This is a genomic window from Companilactobacillus furfuricola (genome assembly GCF_003946325.1).
GTDB lineage: Bacteria > Bacillota > Bacilli > Lactobacillales > Lactobacillaceae > Companilactobacillus > Companilactobacillus furfuricola.
The window spans coordinates 1-22,417 of record NZ_RHNT01000024.1; the positions used below are offsets into that span (position 1 = coordinate 1).

18 protein-coding genes, 1 tRNA gene and 1 pseudogene are annotated in these 22,417 nt (G+C 40.3%); 17 read left to right on the plus strand and 3 right to left on the minus strand.

Annotation, left to right across the window (positions count from 1 at the left end):
* Window positions 1-605 precede the first annotated feature (605 nt).
* Both acpS and alr read left to right on the plus strand, forming a co-directional pair.
* Complete coding sequence (gene acpS / locus EKM78_RS07515; protein WP_125770950.1) at window positions 606-962, plus strand: holo-ACP synthase; 357 nt, start codon at window positions 606-608, stop codon at window positions 960-962.
* Between the two features lies 1 nt (window position 963).
* Entirely contained in the window at window positions 964-2,085 is a 1,122-nt protein-coding gene (gene alr, locus EKM78_RS07520) for an alanine racemase (RefSeq protein ID WP_125770952.1), read from the plus strand.
* 373 nt (window positions 2,086-2,458) lie between these two features.
* On the opposite strand, the gene EKM78_RS12660 is transcribed toward alr, so the two are convergent.
* Window positions 2,459-2,555: transfer RNA gene (locus EKM78_RS12660), tRNA-Sec, on the minus strand.
* A gap of 272 nt (window positions 2,556-2,827) precedes the next feature.
* Here EKM78_RS12660 and EKM78_RS07525 point away from each other — a divergent pair.
* The 11 genes and pseudogenes from EKM78_RS07525 to yedF (EKM78_RS07575) form a co-directional block, all read left to right on the plus strand.
* Window positions 2,828-3,883, plus strand: a pseudogene (locus EKM78_RS07525) (proline reductase-associated electron transfer protein PrdC); the annotation flags it as partial.
* Window positions 3,868-4,080 carry a proline racemase family protein gene (locus EKM78_RS07530; protein WP_245994980.1) on the plus strand — a complete coding sequence of 71 codons (213 nt, stop codon included), beginning with the start codon at window positions 3,868-3,870 and terminating at the stop codon, window positions 4,078-4,080. The pseudogene EKM78_RS07525 and the gene EKM78_RS07530, both read left to right, overlap by 16 nt.
* A gap of 13 nt (window positions 4,081-4,093) precedes the next feature.
* Window positions 4,094-5,017 (plus strand): sulfite exporter TauE/SafE family protein, encoded by a 924-nt coding sequence (locus tag EKM78_RS07535; RefSeq protein ID WP_125770954.1) that lies wholly within the window; start codon window positions 4,094-4,096, stop codon window positions 5,015-5,017.
* 39 nt (window positions 5,018-5,056) lie between these two features.
* Window positions 5,057-6,079 carry a selenide, water dikinase SelD gene (gene selD, locus EKM78_RS07540; RefSeq protein WP_125770956.1) on the plus strand — a complete coding sequence of 341 codons (1,023 nt, stop codon included), beginning with the start codon at window positions 5,057-5,059 and terminating at the stop codon, window positions 6,077-6,079.
* Window positions 6,080-6,090: 11 nt separating this feature from the next.
* On the plus strand, window positions 6,091-6,687 hold the full coding sequence (gene yedF / locus EKM78_RS07545) for a sulfurtransferase-like selenium metabolism protein YedF (protein WP_125770958.1): 597 nt from the start codon (window positions 6,091-6,093) through the stop codon (window positions 6,685-6,687).
* 13 nt (window positions 6,688-6,700) lie between these two features.
* A complete protein-coding gene (locus tag EKM78_RS07550) occupies window positions 6,701-6,967 on the plus strand; it encodes a putative Se/S carrier protein (RefSeq protein WP_125770960.1) in 267 nt (88 codons plus the stop codon).
* A 9-nt stretch (window positions 6,968-6,976) separates the two neighbouring features.
* Entirely contained in the window at window positions 6,977-8,887 is a 1,911-nt protein-coding gene (gene selB / locus EKM78_RS07555; protein WP_125770962.1) for a selenocysteine-specific translation elongation factor, read from the plus strand.
* On the plus strand, window positions 8,884-10,038 hold the full coding sequence (locus tag EKM78_RS07560; protein WP_125770964.1) for an aminotransferase class V-fold PLP-dependent enzyme: 1,155 nt from the start codon (window positions 8,884-8,886) through the stop codon (window positions 10,036-10,038). Before selB ends, EKM78_RS07560 begins: the two co-directional genes overlap by 4 nt.
* 2 nt (window positions 10,039-10,040) lie before the next feature.
* Window positions 10,041-11,429, plus strand: coding sequence for an L-seryl-tRNA(Sec) selenium transferase (gene selA, locus EKM78_RS07565; RefSeq protein ID WP_125770965.1), 1,389 nt, complete (start codon window positions 10,041-10,043; stop codon window positions 11,427-11,429).
* A gap of 312 nt (window positions 11,430-11,741) precedes the next feature.
* Entirely contained in the window at window positions 11,742-12,947 is a 1,206-nt protein-coding gene (gene yedE, locus EKM78_RS07570) for a selenium metabolism membrane protein YedE/FdhT (protein WP_125770967.1), read from the plus strand.
* The gene (yedF, locus tag EKM78_RS07575) at window positions 12,947-13,201 is read left to right on the plus strand and encodes a sulfurtransferase-like selenium metabolism protein YedF (protein WP_125770970.1); all 255 of its coding nucleotides are present in this window, start codon (window positions 12,947-12,949) and stop codon (window positions 13,199-13,201) included. Before yedE ends, yedF (EKM78_RS07575) begins: the two co-directional genes overlap by 1 nt.
* A 200-nt stretch (window positions 13,202-13,401) precedes the next feature.
* On the opposite strand, the gene cbpA is transcribed toward yedF (EKM78_RS07575), so the two are convergent.
* Together cbpA and EKM78_RS07585 are read right to left on the minus strand one after the other, a co-directional pair.
* Window positions 13,402-14,064, minus strand: a complete 663-nt coding sequence (gene cbpA / locus EKM78_RS07580; RefSeq protein ID WP_125770972.1) for a cyclic di-AMP binding protein CbpA — start codon at window positions 14,062-14,064, stop codon at window positions 13,402-13,404.
* A 1,258-nt stretch (window positions 14,065-15,322) separates the two neighbouring features.
* Window positions 15,323-16,306: an L-lactate dehydrogenase gene (locus EKM78_RS07585; protein WP_125770974.1), complete on the minus strand. Its 984-nt coding sequence runs from the start codon at window positions 16,304-16,306 to the stop codon at window positions 15,323-15,325.
* A gap of 148 nt (window positions 16,307-16,454) precedes the next feature.
* On the opposite strand from EKM78_RS07585, the gene pth reads away from it, so the two are divergent.
* Genes pth through EKM78_RS07605 form a run of 4 tightly spaced genes read left to right on the plus strand, consistent with a single transcriptional unit; the run spans window position 16,455 to window position 22,378 of the window.
* Window positions 16,455-17,012 (plus strand): aminoacyl-tRNA hydrolase, encoded by a 558-nt coding sequence (gene pth / locus EKM78_RS07590; protein ID WP_125770976.1) that lies wholly within the window; start codon window positions 16,455-16,457, stop codon window positions 17,010-17,012.
* A 25-nt stretch (window positions 17,013-17,037) separates the two neighbouring features.
* Window positions 17,038-20,571: a transcription-repair coupling factor gene (gene mfd / locus EKM78_RS07595; protein ID WP_125770978.1), complete on the plus strand. Its 3,534-nt coding sequence runs from the start codon at window positions 17,038-17,040 to the stop codon at window positions 20,569-20,571.
* Entirely contained in the window at window positions 20,568-22,136 is a 1,569-nt protein-coding gene (locus EKM78_RS07600) for an oligosaccharide flippase family protein (RefSeq protein WP_125770980.1), read from the plus strand. Before mfd ends, EKM78_RS07600 begins: the two co-directional genes overlap by 4 nt.
* Window positions 22,136-22,378: an RNA-binding S4 domain-containing protein gene (locus EKM78_RS07605; protein ID WP_125770982.1), complete on the plus strand. Its 243-nt coding sequence runs from the start codon at window positions 22,136-22,138 to the stop codon at window positions 22,376-22,378. Before EKM78_RS07600 ends, EKM78_RS07605 begins: the two co-directional genes overlap by 1 nt.
* Window positions 22,379-22,417: the final 39 nt, after the last annotated feature.

Below are 22,417 nucleotides of genomic sequence, written 5' to 3' on the forward strand. Positions count from 1 at the left end.
AGTTAATGAACCGCCGTATACGGAACCGTACGTACGGTGGTGTGAGAGGTCGGTAGCCTAGCTACCTCCTACTCGATTTTTAAGGTTTTTTGTGGTTGTTTGGTTGATAGTGGGCTGATTGCCGATTCTGGCGAGAGATTCCGGAAATGTCGCCGTGGCATCCTTGATTGTTCGGTGGCGTAGCCACTACAAAAATGGTGGCGCAAGTGCATAAGCACTTACGTTCCTTTATTTCATGGCTGACGGCGAATTTCCTCCATCTCTCACCAGAATCTAAGGTAGTGTTAACGATCTTCTTTTGTGGGGCATTACGGTACTTATTTTTATTTGTTTAAGTTGTTTGGGTTTGGCATGAGGTACTTATTCTTTTTTGATTCCTGGGATGATTGTGTCGGTTCCTATCTTTTGGATTTTGAATTGTGGTCAGGAAAACCTGATGATTAATTATTATTAATATAATGATGTATTGATATTGATGGAGAGTAGTTTTGATTTTTTTGTTGATGTTGGGTTGTTCTTTTTTCTTTGCGTTTTTCTATTTTAGTTTTAAAATTAGTGTTTACTTGATTCTTTTTTGAAAATAATTTTGGTTAGGATGTTTGTTTATGATTAAAGGTTTAGGTATTGATATTGCTGAGATTTCTCGGTTTCGTAAGATTTATGGTAAGCATCCGAGTTTTTTGGAGAAGATTTTGAATACTGATGAGATCGCGGTTTTTGATGAGCTTCATACTGAGAAGCAGAAGATGACTTATTTGACTGGGCGCTTTTCGGCTAAGGAAGCTTTTACTAAGGCTATGGGTACTGGTTTAGGGAAGATCGGCTTTCATGATATGAGTATTTTGAATCATGAATCTGGTCAGCCTTATATTAAGACCGATATTTTTACTGGTAATATACAAATTTCAATTTCTGATACTGATGAATTAGTGATAACTCAAGTCATTTTGGAGGAAGTTTAAGATGATACCATCATTGCATAGACCGGCTACGGTTGAGATCAATATGGATAATTTGAAGTATAATTTGGATAATGAATTGCAACAAGTTCCTCAGGGGACCGATGTTTTTGCAGTGGTTAAGGCTAATGCTTATGGTCACGGTTTAGTTAAGGTCGCTAAAGCTGAGATCCAATATGGAGCAACTGGTCTTTGCGTTGCTACTTTGGATGAAGGGATCGAGATCCGTGATGCTGGGGTGATTGCTCCGATTTTAGTCTTAGGTATCACACCAGCAAGTTATGCAGAGATTGCTAATAAAGCTGACATCTCACTGACGGTTGGTTCACTGGATTGGTTAAAAGAAGCTGCTAAACAAGATATTTATCAACTTAAGATCCATTTAGCTGTCGATAGTGGGATGGGGCGGATCGGTTTTCGCCATCATGAAGATCTCATCGAGGCTAGCCAGTACATTAAGGACAATCCTAATTTGTTTATTCCTGAGGGATTGTTTACGCACTTTGCTACAGCTGATAGTCCAGATGAGCAATATTTTGAAAAGCAAGCAGCCAAATTCAAAGAAATGAAGAGCAACTTACCTATTGATTTTCGCTGGATCCACTGTGCTAACTCTGCAACCGCCTTATGGCACCAAGATCTAGCTATCAACATGGTCCGCTACGGAATTGCCTTGTATGGCTTGAACCCATCGCAGACGGATATCGAAACTTTGCCATTTGAATTGAAGCCGGTATTGAGTTTGCATTCGGAACTAGTTTTTTCAAAAAAAGTTAGTGCTGGTGAGAGTATTGGATATGGAGCTACTTATACGACTGATGTTCCGGAATGGATCGGGACTGTACCACTTGGGTATGCTGACGGATGGTTGCGCCGAATGTCTGGCTTTGACGTCTTGATCCAAGGACAACGTTATCCGATAGTTGGACGGGTCTGCATGGATCAATTTATGGTCAAATTACCACATGACATGCCCGTAGGAACGAAAGTAACGCTTATAGGTAAAAGTGGTAATGAAGAGATTACAGCGACTGACGTGGCGGAATACGCCGATACGATCAATTATGAAATCTTGTGCTGTTTGGCTGAACGTTTACCTCGAGTTTATGTATCAAATAGAAAATAGTATAATAGTAATATATTGTTGATAACGTTTACAATTAGAATGTCACAAACAAAAGTAAAAAAGCTGAGAAAGATGAAATAAAATTCACTTTCTCAGCTTTTTTTGTTTTGATTTTGATAAATACAACAAAAAAATGATAACGATATTGTGAAAAAATTACCATAATCTAATATCACAAATTGATGAATTCACATAATTCATGACATATATAGACCAATTGTCTTTTTCAGAAATCATAATTATTTTTGTTTGACTCAATTTGAAAATGGGGAAAAATAAAAAAGACCAAATCCTAGAAATAGGTTGATCTTTTTTATTATGAAATCAAGCTTTTAAGTCTAACTTCAAATCCTTGAAGTTAGTTTTATATGCGTGGCGGGAATGTGTGGGAATCGAACCCACCTAAGAAGCTATTAACCCCTCATACTAGTTTTGAAGACTAGAAGGAACACCAGAACCTATCCACTCCCAAAGAATATGTTAGCAATTACATTTGAACATGTCAATGAGGAAAAAGACTAAATATGATTAGCCAAATATTAAATAATAAAAATTTTTCAAGTGTAATATATTTTCAGAAATTGGGAAGATGTTGAGGCAATAACTATGAAATTATTAACAAAATTCTAATTAGATTAAATGTGAAATATTTGCTTAAATAAGCTATTCATTTGTGATACTATGAACGTGCGAATGAAAACGGATGTAGTTCGTGATTCTAGTCAAAGGAGGTGAAAAAATAATGGAAAAAGTCACTATTTTACTAAAACAACATGTTGGCGGACCTGACAAACCAATTGTCGAAGTTGGTCAACGTGTTAAAAGAGGTGAATTGATTGCGGAACCTGATGGTTTAGGCGCAAATATTCATGCAAGTCTTACTGGTACAGTCACTGACATTACTGATAAAGCTATTATTATTGATGCCGATGAAGAACAAAGCAAGGAAGATTATGTCCACATTCCTGATTCTGACGATTACTTAACTGACATTAAAAATGCCGGTATCGTTGGAGCTGGTGGTGCTGGTTTCCCTACCGATGTTAAATTGTCCAATAAGATCCCTGGTGGCTACTTGATCGCTAACGCTGCAGAGTGTGAACCTTTGCTCTGCCACAATACTCAAGTTGAGGAACGTTACGCTGATCAAATAGTCCGTGGAATGAAATATATGCTCGAGATCACAGATGCCAAAGTTGGTTATATTGCTGTCAAGAAGATCCATCATGCAGCAGTGCTTGCTCTAGGTAAAGCATGTAAGAACGAACCTAAGATCAAAGTTAAATTCTTGACTAACATGTATCCTGCAGGTGATGAACGGGTTATCGTTCGTCAACTATTAGGAATTGTCTTAAAACCTGGTGAGTTGCCAATTAAGGCTAACGCAATTATTGATAATACCGAAACTATCAAACGCATTGCCGAAGCAATCGAAGATAGGAAGCCTTTCATTGACAAGGATATTACGTTGGATGGACGTATTAAAGAACGTTCAACCGTATTTGAAAATGTCCCAGTTGGATTACCAGCTAAGAAGTTCATTGATGCAGCAGGTGGTTATATAGTCCCGTATGGCGACATCACAGTTGGTGGACCATTTACAGGTCACACCGGAAGCGAATCAACGCCAGTTACTAAGACTACCGGTGCATTCTTAGTCGGCATGCCATATCCACAAGTTCATAAGAAGATCGGCTTGCTTGAATGCGAATGTGGTGGACAAGAGCCACGTCTTCGTGAGATTGCCAAAAAGATGGGCAGCGAAGTTGTTGAATTTCAACGTTGCAAGCGCAGGGTGAACTTGGTATCGATGAAGAATTCGTTTATGAAAGTATTTTAAAGACTAAGTTTTATGGTCGTATCGTCAAAGAAACTAAAGCAGGCGACTTGCCAGCGATAATTCCAGAAATCACTGGTTCAGCTTGGATCACAGGCTTTAACCAATTTGTCTTTGACCCAACAGACCCATTATCAAACGGATTCGAATTGAAGTAAGGAGGGGATCAACATGATTTTACGTATTATTCAAATTATCTTAGCAGTATTGCTAGTTTACATCGCTATTTTATTCGGAAGGGACTTGCTCAAACATCGTGGCCAAAGCGATGGCAGCATCCCTAAAGCCGGAGTTATTGGATTTATCACTAACTTTTTAGATGCCTTAGGTATCGGAAGTTATGCACCAACAACTATGTTATTGAAACTAACTAAGTATCTAAAATCAGATAAATTGATCCCTGGTACATTAACTGTTTCATGTGCGATCCCAGTTATCGCTGAAGCATTCTTGTTCACGAATACGATCAAAGTTGAAGGAACAACATTGCTTTCAATGGTTGCCGCTGTTGCGGTGGGATCATTCTTAGGTTCAAAATTCATGAGTAAGTTCAACGAAAAGATCGTTCGGATCATCATGGGAACGGCCCTAGTTATCACAGCTGTCTTAATGTTGTTGTCACAAATGGGAGTTCTAAGTGCTCTAGGTAACGGAAATACCGCTATCGGACTTCACGGCACAAGCTTAGTCATTGCTATTGTAGGTAACTTCCTACTAGGTGCCTTGATGACGGCTGGTGTTGGTCTTTACGCACCATGTATGGCTTTAGTTTACATGCTGGGAATGAGTCCAGCTGTAGCTTTCCCAATTATGATGACTTCATGTGCTGTCTTGATGCCAGTTGCAGCTTATGAATTCGTTAAATCTGGTAGTTACAACCGTAACGCTAGTTTAGGTATCACTATCGGAGGTGTCATCGGTGTTGTTATCGCTGTGCTCTTCGTTAAGAGTCTTGATCTTAACGTCTTGACATGGTTGATCATCGTCGTTGTTACTTTCACAGGATTCCAAATGTTATATCAAGGAATCAAACAGAAGAACGAATCAGTTCAACAAGCTGAACAAAATGGTGAAACTAGTTCAGAAACGAAATAAGTTGAACCTGATAAATTTAAAGAAATAGAGGGATGAGTTATGGATTCAACTGAAAAATTAATTGTATGTGGTGGATGTAATGCAAAATTAGGCCCGGGGAAGCTTGATACAATTTTAAAAACTATTCATCAAGAGAAAAAAGCCGATGTGATGGTCGACTATGAAACGACTGATGATGCCGCAATCATCAAAATCAACGATGACACTGCAATTATTCAGACAATCGACTTTTTCCCTTCAATGGTTACAGATCCATATTTATTTGGACAAATTGCGGCAACTAATGCTTTGAGCGACGTCTGGGCAATGGGGGGCTCAGTCGTTTCAGCATTGAATATCGTTTGTTTCCCACAAGAAATGAACCAAGATATTTTGAAAAATATCTTACAAGGTGGTTTGGAAAAAGTTACTGAATCAGGTGGCTTTTTAGCTGGGGGACATTCGATCCAAGACCATAGACCAAAGTACGGTCTTTCGGTCAATGGGATCGTCGATCCTAAGAAGATTTGGCGTAACGATACTTGCAATCTTGGCGATGACTTGATCTTGACGAAGCCACTAGGCGTTGGGATCATCACTTCGGCTTACAGTGTTGATCAAACTAGTGAAGATGCTTTTGACGGTGCCATTAAGAGTATGACTACGTTGAATAAGTATGCTTCAGAGATCATGCGTGACTATCCAGTATCAGCATGTACTGATATCACTGGATTCGGCTTACTCGGTCACTTGAATGAATTTTTAGCTGATAAGTATTCAGCGGTTATCGATTCAACCTCATTGCCGATCTTGCCACAAGCTTATGAATGCGCCGGTGAATTGCTCGTTACGGGTGGCGGGCAACGTAACCGGAAATTCTTAGACGGGAAGATCAACTTTACATTTGATGATTTAGCACTGGAAGAAGTTTTATTTGATCCACAAACTTCTGGTGGTCTGTTGTTTAGTATTGATCCTAAGTACACTGAGGAAGTGCTTACAAAATTAAATAAATTAGACTTAAAGAGTGCTAAAATTGGTAGTGTAGTAGAAAAAGAGGATAAAGAAATCAAAGTTATCTAGGGGGAAATAGCATGAAGGAAATTGATGCATTAGATAAAGTTTGTCCAGCTCCGATCATCATGTCGAAAAAGGCTTTAAAGGATGTTGACGAGATCGAGATCTTAGTCAATGATGACATGGCACCGGAAAACTTGAGAAAGTTAGCTGCTCAACAAAACTACGAGTACGGCGTAAAAGAAAACGGCGAAAACGAGTGGAAAGTTAGGTTAAAGAGGACAGATAAATCTGGACAACCAGAACCTACTAAAGCTGGTTTCAACGAACAAGGGGAATCGTACATCGTTGTTATCAACACTGACGTAATGGGTCATGGTGATGAGACATTAGGTCGTAACTTGTTACACAGCTTTGTTTATTCACTAACAGAACAAGATGTTCTTCCAGACAAGATCATTTGTTATAACGGTGGAGTTAAATTAGTTGTTGAAGGTTCCGACTTCTTGACTGACTTGAAGCCATTAGCTGAAGCAGGAGTCGATATCTATGCTTGTGGTGCCTGTCTCGACTTCTTTGGTCTTAAAGATAAAGTCGCTATTGGTAGTATTTCCAACATGTACGAAATTGTCGACATGATGCGTAAACAAAATCGGATTGTAAGACCAGACTAAGGTGGCGTTTAAAATGGGACATACATTCGGATTAATGACATTTAACACAACGCACGAGGCGATAAGTGCAAAGGATCTGTTGAAAGAACATCCTGAGTTTACACCCAGTATCATTTCAACACCTGGTACTATTTCAGCCGGGTGCGGAATGAGTGTTAGATTCGATTACACAAAAAAACAAGACATTTTAAAGTTGCTTGCCGATAAGGGATTCACTTACAAAAAGATTTACATCGGCAACCGCGTTGGCGTTAAGAGCACCTACGAGGTTGACCAATAGGAGGATATCATGGAAACAATAGGTCAAGATCAAATTATTATTGCGACGGCCGGACATGTTGATCATGGTAAAACAACTTTAATCAAAGCTTTGACTGGTATCGACACAGATACTCTCAAAGCGGAAAAAAAGCGTGGCTTAACGATCAATTTAGGCTTCGCTTTTTTCGATTTACCAAACCATGAACAAGTCGGGATCGTTGACGTTCCCGGACATGAACGATTTTTGAAAAATATGATCGCTGGTTTGAGTGGGATTGATTTAGTTTTACTAGTCGTCGATGCAGCTGAAGGCATCATGCCGCAAACAAAAGAACATGTCGAGATCATGTCGCTATTAGGGATCGACAATTACATCGTAGTCTTGAGTAAAATCGATACCGTTGATGATGAAATGCAAGAATTAGTTACCGAAGACGTGAAAAGCTTTTTAAAAGATCACAAGATCGAAGCACCGATCGTGCCAGTTGATGCGGTCAGTGGGACTAATATGGACAACTTGATCAAGATCATGGATGAAAAGGTCGAATCGATCAAGAAACCAAAAGACAATGGAATCCCCCGGATCAATGTGGACCGTGCTTTCTCGATCAAAGGATTTGGGACCATCATTACGGGAACATTGCTAGAAGGCGAATTGACGAAAGATATGACGCTGGAAGCTTTTCCTAGTGGGAAGAAAACCAAAGTCAGAAACATTCAGGTCCACGATGAAGACGTCGATAAAGCACTTCCGGGCACGAGAACGGCGATTAATTTAACTAATATCAAAACTGATGAGATCAGTCGTGGCGATGTTTTAACCTTACCAGGGAACATCGAACCGACGCATATGCTCGATGTCGACTTCAATTTATTGCCTGACAAGAGCTACCATCTAGTTCAATTGTGGAGTCGTGTTCGCGTTTATTTAGGTGCTGAAGAGATCATTGCCAGAGTAGTTCCCTTGGGCGAAGAACACGTTTCAGCAGAAACTGAGAATTACTTGCAACTACGTCTGGAACGTCCAGTGGCCGTTAAAAAAGGCGATCGCTTCATTTTAAGATCTTATTCACCAATGATTTTGATCGGTGGGGGCACAGTCCTTGATCCAAATCCGAAAAAACACCGTCGTTACAATGATGATGTTTTGGAACAGTTGTCAGTCAAAGCCTCAGGGAATCAAGAACAAATTGCTCTTGATTTCTTGATGAATCAATCTGAGTTGGGGGCTACCGTTGATGGCATTGCTGACTACTTAAATATTTCTGTTGAGGAAGCCAAAGAGATCGTCTCCTTATTGAAGGAACAAAATAAAGTAACTAGTTTCAGTAAACTAGTTATCAATAATGAGCGTTTAGCTAATTTCAAACAAGATGTCGTAAGCGAACTTGATAAGTATCATAAGAAGCATCGCCTTGAAAAAGGGATGAACAAAGAGGAACTATTAGTTCGTTTCAAATCGATCGTCGATGGGAAGACGATGGAACGCATCTTGGAGCATATGGTCTCGGAGAAATTGATCAAGATCAAAGGCTACATTGTTGCCGATGCTAAATTTGAGGTCAAATTCAATAAGTATCAACAACAAGCATATGATGAGATCATTGCTGTTTTGAAAGAACAGCCTTTGACGCCTCCAAACGACGAGGATATTGTTGGCGATGATAAGAATAAGCAAGAAGTATTCAAATCGTTGATCGGCAATCAAGTAATTAGATTAGGGGAAAGAAATGTCATGCTCAAATCTGCTTTTGAAGACGTGACTCAACAAGTCATTGCTTATTTGAAAGAAAATGAAACGATGACTTTGGCCCAATTCCGTGATCTCACAGGCGCTAGTCGGAAATATGGAATGATGATCTTGGAATATATGGACAAGCAAGGAGTAACGCGTCGTCAAGAAAACATGCGAGTATTGACTAAGAGGGAGAGCAAATGATTTATTTCGATAATTCAGCAACCACAGCAATCAAACCCAAAGCGGTATCTCAAGCAGTTTATGAAGTCTTAAACAGTGGGACTTATGGCAATCCCGGACGTGACTCGTCAGATTTTTCAGTCCACAGTAGTGATGTCGTTAATCACGCCAGAGAACAGTTAAAACAGCTTTTTAACGTACCATCGACTGACTTGATCAGCTTCACTTATAACGTCACAGAGAGCTTGAATACCGTCTTAAAAGGCCTGCTCAAAAAAGGAGATCATGCAATTGCCACGGATTATGATCACAATTCAGTTATTAGGCCTTTAGAACAACTCAAATTAAATCAGGGCGTTGAAGTCAGCTATTTGCCGTTCGATAAAAACACTGGTCGATTGGAAACTGAAAAATTGGCAGAATTAGTTCAGCCGAATACGAAACTAATGGTTTGCACTCACGCTTCTAACGTTACCGGATATGTCTTACCGATCGATCAGATCGCCCAATTTTGCCACGAACATCACATGCTACTCATTGTCGATGCTGCGCAAACTGCGGGCTATGAGAACATTGATATACAAAAGATGGGCATTGATATTTTATGCTTTACCGGTCATAAATCATTGTATGGTCCACAAGGTATTGGCGGTATTTGTTTGCGTAAACCACTTGATATTGAGCCATTAAAGAGCGGTGGCACGGGTATTCAATCGTTTAAGCCAACTATGCCAGACGAATTGCCAACTCACTTAGAGGCGGGTACGATCAATGTTCCGGGAATTGCAGGTTTATCAGCTGGAGTCAGCTATGTGCTTGATCACGGGACTGACAATATCCGTGCTGGTGTCCAACATTTGACTGATATGATCCAAGATAAGCTGGCAAAATATCCTAGTATCAAGGTTTACACTCCTAGGGATGTGCCGACGACTGGAGTAGTCGCCTTTAATCTTAGTGATATTAACGCGGCTGATGTCGGTCAATGGCTGTGGGATGAATATCAAATTGCTTCAAGATCTGGAGCTCACTGTGCGCCAAAGGTTCATCAAACTTATGGCACCGTTGAGCAAGGGATCGTGCGTCTGTCCTTGTCTAGTTTTAATACTGAAGAAGAAGTAAAAGTGCTCTTAAATGCAATCGATAAAATGATGACAGAAAGTGAGGCTTAATCATGGATCAAAAAACATTATTCCGGAAACTTCCATCAATGAATGATTTGTTAAATTCAAAGTCAGCCAAGAAATGGGAGCAAGAGGTCGACACTTCTGTCGTCAAAGAAATGATCACGAAAGTCTTAGATGAGACTCGTTCGGGTATTTTAGCAGGAAAAATCACGGAATTGCGTGAAAACTTTTTTGATACGAAGATGGAAAAACTTCTCGATGATCGCCGCGTTAGTGCCTTACAATCAGTCGTCAATGCGACGGGGGTAGTTTTACACACTAATCTCGGTCGTGCCAAGCTTGCTAAAGAGGCGGAAGCTGCCATCGATGACGTGGCTAGCCACGCAACCAACTTGGAATACGACATAACCATTGGACAACGTGGCGATCGTTATAAATACGTTGGTCAATTAGTTTCAGAATTAACTGGTGCTGACGATGCGATCGTAGTTAATAACAATGCTGCTGCTGTTATGTTAGTTTTGAGTACTTTATTCAACCAAAAAGAAGTAATTATTTCTCGTGGACAATTAGTCGAGATCGGTGGCTCGTTTAGAGTGCCTGATATTATTACTAGTACCGGTGGTATCTTAAAAGAAGTTGGTACTACTAATAAGACTCACGTTAAAGACTATGAAAATGCCATCAATGAAGAAACTGGCGGGATCCTCCGGGTCCACACGAGTAATTACAAGCTGATCGGATTTTCTGAAACGCCTACGGCTCGTGAATTGTCAGCTGTCTGTAAAGAACATGACTTACCTTTAGTCAATGATCTCGGAAGCGGCTTGATGATCAACTTGGATCAATTCGGATTAGGCCACGAGCCCACAATTTCCGAAGAACTCGAATATTGCGATTTAGTCATGTTTTCAGGCGATAAATTATTAGGTGGACCACAAGCTGGGATCATCGCCGGTAAGCAAAAATATATCGATCAGATCAAACACAATCAATTGTTAAGAGCTTTACGTGTTGACAAGATGACGTTATCGGCTTTGATTGCAACTTTAAAGCTATATCGTGATCCAGACACGGCAATCGAAAAAGTTCCGGTGCTTCGAGAGTTGACTATGAAAGCAGATCGGATGCTAGAAAAAGCTAAAAAATTGCAACAAATGATCGAAGATCAAACTGATTATCAAGCAACGATCGAACAAGGTACTTCGATGGTCGGCGGTGGTTCATTCCCTGACGTCCAATTGCCAACTTACTTGCTCGACTTGCACGCACAAAGTTCCGAGACTAAATTGAACCGTCGCTTGGAATATGCTAAGTATCCGATCATCACTCGGATCAGTCACGGTAAGGTCTATCTTGATTTGAGATCGATCGATGAGAGCGACTTTGAAAAAATCATTGCTAGTCTCAATGATGTTTCAACTAAATATGAATAATATTTCACAAAATCTGGGAAAATGCTTCCAGATTTTTTTAATTTCTGATGAAAATCGTCTCAAAATACTATTCTGAAAAATTTCCCAACCGGTAATATTTTGCACAGATGATTCAAATAAAATGTCGTATAAAAGTTGATTGGTCGCCTGATAAGTGAGACTGCTATCAGTTTTTAGGAATCGATAGAAATAATTTATCTTTGCTAAGGGAATACCCTAAAAATCTTGAAATATAAAATGAAAACGATTTAATAAATATACCTATCTGCTATAATGGATTGGTGAAATAATTTACAAATAGGGGGATTTTTTATGAATCGTTTGAGGAAATCGTGGGACCCGTTGATCGTCGTCCCCATATTAGGCGTGCTCTCAGCTTACTTCTTCGGCTTTACTAGTAAGCAATGGGCCGTTACTGGAGAGTTCACAAGATGGGGCGGACATCTAATGAACTTTGTTGGGGTCGACACTTCGAAGTTTTCCTATTTCAAGTTAATTAAATTTCAAGGCACACCACTTGATCGAATAGATGGGGTAATGATCATTGGTATGTTTATTGGAATCTTTGTTTCCGCACTGATTTCAAATAATGTGAAATTCAGATTGCCACAATCTAAGACACGGGTTTTTCAAGCTTTGGGTGGCGGGATTTTGGCTGGATTTGGTGCTAGATTAGCAATGGGATGCAACCTAGCAGCTTTCTTTACTGGGATCCCACAGTTCTCGCTTCACGCATGGATCTTCTCGATCTTTACAGTTTTAGGTACTTATGTTGGTACTAAGATCATTCAAAGACCAATGTTTCAATCTAAGATCAAGATGAAGAAAGTCCACAAGAAAACACTTTATAGCATTCATGATAAAGATCACACGACTAGGAATAATTGGCTATTAGTCTTGATGGCCGTATTGATCTTGTTCTTGTTCTTTATCGAATACAACAAGCAGTCACTTTTCCCACTAGTTTTAGTATTTGGTCTACTATTCGGCTTTTTGCTTGAAAAAGGACAAGTTTGCTTTACATCTGGCTTCCGTGATCTTTGGACAGCAGGACGTTCAAATATGACAGTCGCAATTCTCTTGGGAATGATCATTAGTACCGTTGGAACTTTCGTGTTCATTCAAAATGGCATTCCCGCAACGATCCACTGGGCTGGACTCAACACAGTCTTTGGTGGCTTCATTTTCGGTGTTGGTATCGTTATTGCCGGTGGTTGTGAAACTGGTTGGATGTACCGTGCCATGGAAGGTCAAGTTCACTACATGCTAGTGGGCGTGGGCAATGTCATCGGTTCGATCTTATTAGTTTTAGTTTGGGATCAAATCGCACCATTCCTTGCTTACAACGCACCAGAAGTCAACTTGCTCAAAGTCTTCGGACCGTACGGCGGTTTGATCGTAACTTACATTGGTTATGGGATCATGGCGCTCTTGTTATGGCTCTACGTAAGATGGTATTTCAGAAAAGTTAATAAGAAACAAGCACCAACAACTACAGTACAGGAGGGACTATCATAATGGCTGAAGAAGAAAATAAAAAAACAGATTACACGATCGATTATTTTTTGAATCTTGAAGGGGAACCTTGTCCATTCCCGGCAATGACAACCGTTAATGCCTACAACGATATGAAAGACGGCGAGATAATCGAAATTATTAGCGATTGTCCACAATCGATCAACAACATACCAGTCGATGCTCGCAACAGAAATCATGAAGTACTACTGGTTGAACAAAATGGACCAACATTACGTTATGTGATCCGCAAATAGAACTTAAATTGGAAGTAATTTCCTTTGATGGAAATGACTTCTTTTTTTACAGTTTTAGTGGTCACTTGGATTATGGTTCTAATTTAAAACAGACTCATTTATTTAAAATGATCGATGTACCAGTGTTTGAATCCCATTAAAAAAACCTTTTGATTGGAATATATCCAGTCAAAAGGTTTTTTAGTACGTAACGGTTTTTTTTAAAGAGTATTTTTGTCAAGGATCCGACCTGATTGTAAGTCGTCGATCTCTGAGACAACAAAGCTCTTTCTTTCAAGGCGTTTAATGATTTCCTTCAACGTATCAGTCGAAGTACCTGATGGAAGTGTGAAGAGAGTTCTTCTAACCACTTCATTAGATTTAGCATCTAAGGTCACGCAAGCAGCAATCGAGACGTATTTAGAAATGATCTTAGACATTTTCACCAAATCGCCACGATCGCCAGATGAACTGACCGTTAGCACGTAGCTACTGATCTCAAGATTCCAAGCATCAGACAACATACTGAGCAATCTCGAGTGAGTCAAAATACCATAAAACAAGTTAGACTCGTCCAACACAGCAATGTAAGGCAAGTCTTTAATATTGAAGAATACCTTGAAAAAAGGCGAGTCGACATTAATAGTCTTCGTAGCATTTTTCATCAAAGTAGTAACCGGAAGGCTCATGTCACCACCACGAGAAATGTGGCGATAAATATGCATCTTGTAAATATTTCCCCTAAATATTTGTCCACTTTCGTCTAAAATAGGAACACAACGAAAACCAGAATCTTCAAGCACTTTGAGGGCTTCTTCAAGGGTCACTGTCTCTTTAACAGTAGTCAATTTTTCTTTCTTTAGTACTAATGATTTAACTAACATAATCTTTCTCCCATTTGCACTCTAATGTATTTATAATACAGTAGTTTGGCGGAAAACTAAAGTAGACGGGGGATTTTGGGGGTGTGGTTCATTGCCGGTTCTGTGGAGGGTTCCGGGAATTGCGCCGTGGAACGCCATGGGCACCACTTTGAGCTATCCGAAGAAAACCGCTTCGGACATCTCAAAGCTGGGCCTTTCACTAAGCTCCTTCGTCGCCAAGTGAAATTTCATGGCTGACGGCGAATTCCCTCCACCCTCCACAGAACCTAGGTAGTACAAATTTTCTTTGTTGGTGGGGGTTGCAGTACTTAGTTTAATAGTGAAACATTTTTTGAATTGGGTAAGAGGTTTGTACCTAATTTTACGGATAATGTCAGCTATTGTGTTGCGGAACGCCGTAGGCACCACTCTGAGCTATCCGGGAAGACCGCCCGGACATCTCACAGCTGGTCCTTCCACTAAGCTCCTTCGTCGCCAAGTGGAATTTCACGGCTGACGGTCGAATTCCCTCCACCCTCCACAGAACCTAAGGTAGTACAAATTTTCCTTGTTGGTGGGGGATTACGGTACTTATTCCTACACATGTAAGTTGTTTGGTTTTAACAATTGAACTTATTTTTTTACGGTCTTACGATCCTGGTTCTTGAATTTATCTTTTACATTTTTATGGAGAACATCATCGAAAATATTCAAGGAATAAGCTTGATTCAAAACTTGAATAATATGCAATTAGGTTAGGTTCGGGGCTTGATCTGGCTTTTGTTTTTGCTTTTGATTTTACCATTTTGGAGAAGATTGAGATGGACATGTGAGAAATAGGACGCGCAAGAAGTGCCGATTTGATCAAAATAAGTCGGTAAATCTCAACCCAAGGGGGGGATTATACATACTATCTAGGTGGAGGGTCGGGGCGCTATATGGGCTCAGCCGCCAAATTTCACTTGGCAATTTTATTGCCTAGTGAAAGACCAAGTTTTGAGATGCCTGGCGAACTTCCAGGTAGCTCAAAATTGCGTCGGCAGCGTTCCAGTCCCATATAGCGCCCCGACCCGGAACCGGCATTGAACGTACAACCAAACTACTACCTCAATCCCAGCAACAAAACAACAAAGCTCTACAAAAATATCCAACCACATCTCAACACCAACAAAAACAACCAAACCACTACTGCTGCTTCTTTCCTCTCACCATCTACACAGCCCGTTTTAGAGTACAAAAAAAAGAACCCCATCTCAAATGGAGTTCTTAATCGACCATCCTATTGACGACCTTTAATACCTGTAGCTTCAAAACCATCCTTGATGATCTTCTTCAATGCATCAGCAGAAGCATGCATTTGTTCAGATTCTTTATCTGATAATGGAATTTCAAGGATTTGTTTCAAACCGTTACGGTTAACGATAGCAGGTGAACCGATGTATACATCAGAAACGCCATATTCGCCATCCATGTAGTTTGATAATGGAAGAACAGTGTTTTCGTCAGAAAGCAAAGCTTTTGAAATTCTTGCAAGAGCAGCGCCGATTCCGTAGAATGTAGCGCCTTTCTTGTTGATGATATCGTAAGCAGCGTTAACAACTGTCTTATAAAGTTCGTCCAATTTAGCTTCAGTAACTTCTGGATGTTGTTCCATCCATTCATCCATTCTTATGCCACCAATTGTAAGGTGTGACCAAACAGCGAATTCTGAATCACCGTGTTCACCCATGATGTAACCATGAACTGAACGAGGATCAACGCCAAATTCTTCACCAACGAACTTTTGTAATCTAGCAGTATCAAGTGATGTACCTGAACCGATTACTCGTTCCTTAGGGAATCCTGAAAGTTTCCATGTTGCGTATGTCAAGATATCAACAGGGTTAGCAGCTACCAAGAAGATACCATTGAAGCCTGATTCAACGATTGGGTCGATGATTGTCTTCAAAATGTTCAAGTTCTTGTTAACTAGGTCTAATCTTGTTTCACCTGGTTTTTGAGGAGCACCAGCAGTGATAACTACTAAGTCAGCATCTTTAGCATCTGAATATTCACCTGCGTGAATGTTCTTAGGGAAAGTCCAAGGAGTAGCATCTGCAAGGTCCAAAGCGTCACCTTGGATCTTATCTTTAGCGATATCACAGATAACTAGTTCTTGTGCAATACCTTGAAGTGTCATAGCGTATGCGTAAGATGAACCTACAGCACCGTCACCGACTAGAAGTACCTTTTGATGGTTCTTTTCATTTGTTGGAGTCGTCATAAAAAATATCATCCCTTCAAAAATTATATTTTGTTGCCGTATTCAATTATACAAATAATAACCAATAATGTACAATGGCCTTACGAAATTAGCGAAAAATTTTTCTATTGTATAATGATATAATTGGACTTCGAAATGGGGAATTACAGTGAAATGCATTATTGGACTAGGCAATCCTGGTAAAAAGTATGACAAAACTAAGCACAACATGGGTTTTATGACTATCGATAAATTAATGGATAGTTATGGACAAACTTCTACTAAGAAAGACTTTGAAGCTGAATATTGTAAATTTAAAGTCGGATCCGAAACAGTTTTTTTAGTTAAACCACTGACGTTTATGAATGATTCCGGGCGTGCGGTCCGTATGCTCAAAGGTTATTTCCAGATCCAAGACGATGAGATCATGGTCATTCAAGATGATCTGGATATGCCGATCGGTAAGATCAGATTACGTTCCAAGGGTTCAGCCGGGGGTCATAACGGAATTAAGAGTATAATCTCTGCTGTAGGTACACAAGATTTCAAACGAATTAAAATTGGTATCCAGCATCCACAACGACAAACAGTTGTTAATTGGGTCCTGACACCTTTTTCAAAAGACGATGCTCCAGCAGCCTTTAATGGGATCGACAATGCGGCTGCAGCCGTGGAAGATTGGATCGATGGAGCTAGTTTCGATCAATTAATGAATAAATACAATTAGGTACCTTATTGGAAGGGGGCCAAATGTGAACTTTTTAAAGTACATTACGAACCAACTCAATCTCGGGGAATTTATCGAGAACGTTAAGCCTGATACGAAGAACGCGTTGACAGGCTTGATGGGCTCGACGATTTCCCTTTTTGCATTGGATACGATGAATAAAACCGGTCATAAAGTAATGATCGTAGAAAATACTAATTATCATGCCAATCGCTTGTATGATGATCTGAATATTTTGGACACTGAGCATATACATTTATTCCCAGTCGAAGAAGCAATATCAACCGAGATCGCCACTAGTTCTCCAGAAGAATTGAGCCAACGCTTGGATGCGTTGAGTTTTCTAGTTAGTGATGAACCCGGTATTTTAGTGACTTCAACATCTGGGATCGAATATGCCTTGTCGGCCAAAGAATTATTTCTAGCATCGCAGTTTACGCTAGTAAAAAATGAAGAATACAACTTGCAAGACTTAAATCAGACCTTTGTCCAAATGGGTTATAGTAAGGAAAAACTCGTGGCTAAGCCTGGTGATTTTGCCATTCGTGGTGATATTGTCGATATTTATCCATTAAATGTCGATGACCCGATCCGAATCGAATTTTTCGGTGATCAAGTTGATCAAATCAAATCATTTGATACCGAAACGCAACGTAGTCTTTCCCAACTTGAACAGATCACGCTTTGGCCAGCCAAAGATAGGATAATTACTCAAGAACAAGCGGATGCTGGCTTGAAGAAATTACAAAAGAGCTATGATAAGCAATTAGAAACTGAAGACAAAGACGTTAAGAATAATTTGGAATTGACCTTTGGTGAAATGATCGAAGCATTATCCGAAGGCATGCGTCCCGATAACTTAGGGGCGATCGTTGATTATTTGATCGATAAGCCTAGCAGTTTATTCGATTATTTAGCTGATGCCGATATCGTTATCTTTAATGAGTACAATCGCTTGGTCGAACAATCAAATGATAATGATGCCGACAATAACGATTGGCTCACTTCGCAATTAGAGTACGGCAAAGCGTTACCAGAACAAAAGATCCGTCGCAATTTTGTCGAATTGGCAAAAGCTGACCACCATGCACAAATTTTCTTGTCGACTTTGCAACAAGGCATGGGACGGATGAAACTGAATCAGCTCCAAAATGTTGCGGTCAGATCGATGCAACAATTTTTCAGTCAAATGCCTTTATTGAAGTCGGAAGTCGAAAGATGGCAAAAGCAAGAATATACCGTCATGATCTTGATCAGTAATGAAAAACGGATCCAGTCGATCAGTAATACTTTGAATGACTTCGGTATCAATGCAACGTTGACGACAGTTGAGAAAGTCTTGCCGTATCGTACACAGATTATGAATGCTAGCTTGGGGACAGGTTTTGAGATGCCTGAGAAAAAGGTCGCGATCATCACCGAGAAGGAACTTTTCAACAAGCAACCTAAACGTCGTCGTCACCAAACTTTAGCTAATGCGGAAAGATTGAAAAGCTATTCGGAATTAAAACCAGGCGACTACGTCGTCCACGTTAACCATGGTATCGGTAAGTTCATCGGAATGAAGACGATGGAAGTTGACGGCAAACATCAAGATTACATCACGATCGAATATCGTGATGACGGTCGGCTTTTTATCCCGGTATCGCAGTTGGACATGGTTCAGAAATATGTCTCATCCGAAGGTAAATCGCCCAAGATCAACAAACTGGGTGGAAAAGAATGGGCTAAGACTAAACGTAAGGTCCAATCAAGTATTGAGGACATCGCTGATGAGTTGATCGACCTATATGCTAAACGTGAAGCTGAAAAAGGTCATGCTTTTCCTAAAGACGACGAAATGCAGCATGACTTTGACAACGCCTTTCCATATCCGGAAACACCTGATCAATTAAGATCGATCCAAGAGATCAAGGGTGACATGGAAAAAGCTCATCCGATGGATCGACTGTTAGTCGGAGATGTTGGTTTTGGTAAAACGGAAGTTGCTTTAAGAGCAGCCTTCAAAGCAGTTGAAGGTGGTAAGCAAGTGGTTTTCTTAGCTCCAACGACATTGCTAGCTCAACAACACTATGAAACTATGAAAGAACGTTTTGAAGGCTTTCCTGTCAATATTGCGGTCTTGTCGCGGTTCCAAACTAGGAAACAAAGTAAAGAGATCGTGGAACAATTACAAACTGGTGAGATCGATATTGTTGTGGGAACGCATCGTTTGTTGTCAAAAGATGTAAAATTCAATGACATTGGTCTGTTGATCATCGATGAGGAGCAACGATTTGGTGTTCGTCACAAGGAAAAACTCAAGGAGTTAAAGGCTAACGTCGATGTGTTAACACTGACAGCAACGCCAATTCCGAGAACTTTGAACATGTCGATGCTGGGTGTGCGTGATCTTTCATTGATCGAGACGGCTCCTAGCAATCGTTATCCAGTCCAGACTTATGTTATGGAGCAAAACTTTGACGTAGTTGCTAGTGCCATCAGGCGAGAAATGGAACGAGGCGGACAAGTCTTTTACCTGCACAATCGGGTCGAAGACATGGAACAAACTGCTGATCAGATCCAAGCTTTAGTACCAGAAGCTCGTATTGCTACGGCACACGGTCGAATGAATGAGACCCAGATGGAAGGTGTGATCGCCGATTATTTGGAAGGCGATTATGACGTCCTAGTCACTACAACGATCATTGAAACTGGTGTCGATATGCCAAATACGAATACTTTGATCGTTGAAAATGCTGATCGATATGGATTATCGCAACTTTATCAGATCAGAGGACGGGTCGGACGTTCCAGTCGAGTGGCTTATGCATATTTAATGTATCGTCCGAACAAGGTACTGACTGAAGTAGGCGAGAAGAGACTCGAGGCCATTAAGAACTTTACGGAACTAGGTTCAGGTTTCAAGATCGCCATGCGCGACTTGTCGATCCGTGGTGCTGGTAATTTATTAGGTAAGCAGCAACATGGCTTTATCGATTCAGTTGGTTTTGATCTGTATACGCAGATGCTCAACGAAGCCGTGGCTCGAAAACGTGGTCATACGAAGACAGAAAAGACCAATTCGGAGATCAATCTCGAATTGGATGCTTATTTGCCAGCTGACTATATCACTGATGAGCGGCAAAAAGTCGAACTCTACAAGCGGATCCGCCAGATCGATTCCGTGGAGAACTATCAAGAAGTTCGTTCTGAATTGATCGACCGATTCGGTAAATATCCAGTTGAAGTTACTAATTTACTGGATGTCAGTTTACTGAAAGCTAACTTTGACGAAGCACTCGTTTCACGAGTAAGGATGAAAGATGGCAAAATAGCTATTACTTTCTCAAAGAAGGCTACGGATTATTTAACAGGAGATTTAGTTTTCAAATTCTTAGAAAATACCACGATGAAAGCTACCGTTAAGAATAATAATGGTTCCTTTGTCATCACGTTAGATTCGACTAGTGTCGATAAAGATGACTGGTTCAGTCAATTGCAGATTTTTGCCGAGAAGATGGCAATAAAGTTCGAGCAGTTGAAGAAAAAGAAAACTAAGCAAGCAAATGAAGTATGAAAAAAGAAATAGTTTCTAAGGCAATCAAAGGGACTTGGATCCTGACGGTTGCCTCGTTTGTATCAGAATTGTTGAGTGCTATTTATCGGATCCCGTTGCAAAATATCGTTGGCGATCGAGGATATTTTATTTATCAACAAGTGTATCCATTGTATGGGATATTTTCGGTCCTAGCGTTAACGGGGTTACCGGTGGTATTCTCAAAGATGTTTGCCCAGCAGGAAAATCAACCAGCCAGGAATAAACTTTTTAAAGTATTATTTTTTACGTTACTAGTCTGTACGGTCTCACTCACTGTTATTTTGTGGGGTAGTTCCCGTGCCATTGCCACTTTTATGGGTGATCCGAGTTTGTACTTGGAAATTAGAACGGTGAGCCTAGCATTTTTATTAGTTCCTTTTGAAGCAACTTTGCGCGGGGCATTTCAGAGTGACTTAAACATGGGACCGAGCGCAATTTCACAATTGCTGGAACAATTGTTGCGGATCTTGTTGATCATCGTTGCTGCAGTTTTGTTTGGTAAAGGCTTGATCGATATTTATAAGATGGGTGCGTTGGCTAACAGTGGGGCATTTGTTGGAGGTGTCGTTGCGGTCGTTGTGCTAGCTGTTACTTTCTTTCGTCGAGAACGAAATGTTTTTGTGGATGCTAGCGAGATCAAGGTCAAACTTGAACGAGGCTTTGGGTTAGAGATCGTCTTGATCGTCTTTTTTACCGGGATCACGATTTTCTACCAGTTCATCGATTCATTTAGCATGATCAGGTTGTTAATGCATTCGGGGATGTCCTTGCCACAAGCGGAGATTTCTAAGGGTATCTTTGATCGAGCTCAACCATTGATCCAGTTAGGGATAGTGATTTCTGTGTCGTTTATTTCGACGATCATGCCCCAGCTTAAGAAACGCAATCAAGGCGATGAACACAATCAGTTGATCAGACGAATGACTCGGGTCTGCTTGACGTTAGCGATTGCCGAAACAGCAGGTTTGATTGCCCTAATGCCAGATATCAACACCATGTTATTCACTGATTCTCAAGGGTCAGTGGCTTTAGCAATTTATATGTGCTCGATTTTTCTAGTTTCAACGATCAATTTATTGATCGCAGTTACTAGTGGTGATTCTAGCAAAAATATGGCTAAATTGATCTTGTTCATATTATCGATGATCTGCAAAATCTTCTTGAACGTTTTATTAGTCCCACGGTTTTACATTGCTGGGGCAGCGGTTGCGACGGTAGTATCTGAGTTGGTGATTTTGCTTGGATTATTAGTGGTCTACCACAGTGATTTAAAGTTTTTAGTATTACGAGTTAGTTTTGTTTTGAAAACAGTTTTGGCGGGTGCGATCATGGCTCTGTCTGTTCGTGCGATTGAGCAGTTGTTCGTCCATTTTGTTTTCTTGACGAGAAAAACTTCGATACTGATCAATTTGATTTTGATCCCAGTCGGTATCGTGATATTTGTCTTTTTAGTTTGGCAGTTCAGACTGCTCAGCAAAAAAGAATGGGAGATCCTTCCTTTAGGGAAAAAGTTAACTAAGATTATGAAAATAGAGGATAAATAATGAGATTAGACAAATTTTTAAAGGTCAGCCGGATCATTAAACGTCGGACAGTTGCAAAGGAATTTACCGATAATGGTCGTGCCTTAGTCAATGATCGGACTGCTAAATCTTCAACCGATATTTCGGTTGGTGACGTGATTGAATTACACTTTGGTGAAAGAACGATGAAGGTCCGGGTTTTGAGCACCCGGGAAACGACCAAGAAAAATGAATCAGGAGATCTTTACGAAGAAATCGACTAGTAATTTCTTAACCAAAGTTTAAAAAATATTTAAATTTAA

What these genes read in the sequence shown, in the direction of transcription:
- yedE (WP_125770967.1), top strand. Translation starts at nt 11,742, where the DNA reads ATGAATCGTTTGAGGAAATCGTGGGACCCGTTGATCGTCGTCCCCATA.
- yedF (WP_125770970.1), top strand. Translation starts at nt 12,947, where the DNA reads ATGGCTGAAGAAGAAAATAAAAAAACAGATTACACGATCGATTATTTT.
- EKM78_RS07605 (WP_125770982.1), top strand. Translation starts at nt 22,136, where the DNA reads ATGAGATTAGACAAATTTTTAAAGGTCAGCCGGATCATTAAACGTCGG.
- EKM78_RS07550 (WP_125770960.1), top strand. Translation starts at nt 6,701, where the DNA reads ATGGGACATACATTCGGATTAATGACATTTAACACAACGCACGAGGCG.
- selB (WP_125770962.1), top strand. Translation starts at nt 6,977, where the DNA reads ATGGAAACAATAGGTCAAGATCAAATTATTATTGCGACGGCCGGACAT.
- selA (WP_125770965.1), top strand. Translation starts at nt 10,041, where the DNA reads ATGGATCAAAAAACATTATTCCGGAAACTTCCATCAATGAATGATTTG.
- EKM78_RS07535 (WP_125770954.1), top strand. Translation starts at nt 4,094, where the DNA reads ATGATTTTACGTATTATTCAAATTATCTTAGCAGTATTGCTAGTTTAC.
- selD (WP_125770956.1), top strand. Translation starts at nt 5,057, where the DNA reads ATGGATTCAACTGAAAAATTAATTGTATGTGGTGGATGTAATGCAAAA.
- alr (WP_125770952.1), top strand. Translation starts at nt 964, where the DNA reads ATGATACCATCATTGCATAGACCGGCTACGGTTGAGATCAATATGGAT.
- cbpA (WP_125770972.1), bottom strand. Translation starts at nt 14,064, where the DNA reads ATGTTAGTTAAATCATTAGTACTAAAGAAAGAAAAATTGACTACTGTT.
- acpS (WP_125770950.1), top strand. Translation starts at nt 606, where the DNA reads ATGATTAAAGGTTTAGGTATTGATATTGCTGAGATTTCTCGGTTTCGT.
- EKM78_RS07560 (WP_125770964.1), top strand. Translation starts at nt 8,884, where the DNA reads ATGATTTATTTCGATAATTCAGCAACCACAGCAATCAAACCCAAAGCG.
- yedF (WP_125770958.1), top strand. Translation starts at nt 6,091, where the DNA reads ATGAAGGAAATTGATGCATTAGATAAAGTTTGTCCAGCTCCGATCATC.
- EKM78_RS07600 (WP_125770980.1), top strand. Translation starts at nt 20,568, where the DNA reads ATGAAAAAAGAAATAGTTTCTAAGGCAATCAAAGGGACTTGGATCCTG.
- EKM78_RS07585 (WP_125770974.1), bottom strand. Translation starts at nt 16,306, where the DNA reads ATGACGACTCCAACAAATGAAAAGAACCATCAAAAGGTACTTCTAGTC.